Annotated in this window: 2 protein-coding genes; both read right to left on the bottom strand. The window is 46.9% G+C overall.

Translation table 11 applies throughout. The features are described from left to right. A partial coding sequence (locus R7P67_RS24225) for an SDR family NAD(P)-dependent oxidoreductase (protein ID WP_318086241.1) occupies window positions 1-425 on the bottom strand: 425 nt, incomplete at its 3' end. 38 nt (window positions 426-463) lie between these two features. Then, window positions 464-1,381, bottom strand: coding sequence for a TIGR01777 family oxidoreductase (locus R7P67_RS24220; protein WP_020840238.1), 918 nt, complete (start codon window positions 1,379-1,381; stop codon window positions 464-466). Window positions 1,382-1,457 lie beyond the last annotated feature (76 nt).

The following is a 1,457-nucleotide window of genomic DNA, read 5'->3' as shown; positions in this document are numbered from 1 at the left end:
TACTGCATTGCGGCAAAACCCAAGACGGAACGGTTTTGAATAATGCGGCCTTCACCTTGAGCACGCATAGTGTGTAGTACCTCTTGAACCAATTGGTGCCAACCAAAAAAGTTGGTTTGAAATTGCGCTTTCAATGCTTCGGTAGGCAGATCTTCTAATGCACCGGGCTGACCATATGCGCCGTTATTGAACAGGGCATAAAGCTGGCCTTGAGCCAATTCAATCGCTTGTTTTGCGCCACTAGTGATGCTTATTGGGTCGTCGAGGTCGAGCTGGATACAGGTTAACCCTTCTGATTGGAGTCGTTGAACGTCATCAAGCTTTCTACAAGAGGCGATGACGTCAAAGCCTTGTTTATGGAGTGCATGAGCACAAACGTACCCGATGCCCGTTGAGCAACCCGTAATGAGGATGGATTTATTCATGTGTTAGCTTAATGCGAGAGACAGATAAGCTTTATCATTCAACAGCTTCTATCTTGAAGCAAGTGCTTCAGTGCTGGTTCTATTCTTGAATAACTAAATTTAAAGCCGAGCTCGGTGAGTTTCTTAGGTTTGGCTCGCATACTGTCAAACAACAAACATGCCGATTCTCCCATCGCCAATGCCATGACCCATTTAGGTGTGAATAGAATATGAGGACGTTTGAGTGTTTTCGCTAACGTGCGGCTAAATATCCGGTTAGTCACAGGGTGAGGGGCGCACATGTTGAAGGCACCATGCGCGTGAGGGGTTTCAAGCAGGTACATAATGGCACGAACCATATCGAGGATATGAATCCAAGGCATGTATTGATTGCCATTGCCAAGCGGTCCGCCTAACCCCAATTTGTAAGGCAAGAGCATTTTCGCGAGTGCTCCGCCATTAAGCCCGAGTACGACGCCTGTCCGGAGAAAGCAAACGCGGGTTTGTTCGGACTCAGCTCGTTTGGCGATTTGTTCCCACTTAGCGCAAACCATATGCGGGAAATCGTCGTTATTCACATGAAGACACTCATCGAACGGATGATCCTGCTGGTCGCCGTAATAACCGACAGCAGATCCGCTAAGAAACACAGAAGGCGGTTCGGTACTGGCGTGAATCAGCTCAACAATTTGCTCGGTAATTTTCCAACGACTGTCGCAAATTTTCTCTTTTTGCTGCTCCGTCCAACGTTTGTCTGCGATTGGTTCTCCTGCGAGGTTGATGACGGCATCTATGTTGTTGAGATCGGCGAGTTCATCAAGAGAAGCAAGGTACTCGATATTACCTAAATCAGCGTACTGTAAGTGCTGTTTGGCTTGGTCTGGCGAGCGGGTCAGTAACACTATCTGATGAGTGGTGAGCAGTTTGAGTAACTCAGACCCTATAAACCCAGTTCCACCTGTAAGTAATATCTTCATAGCATCTCTTTGAATGTCAATATATTAGAACATTATAGTCGTTTTGCGCCTCGCTTGATCAGTTCCGATCTCCTTA

It is taken from the genome of Vibrio sp. Vb0937 (assembly GCF_033338855.1).
Note: the sequence above shows the minus strand (reverse complement) of the source record. Positions and strands in the feature narration are given on the sequence as shown.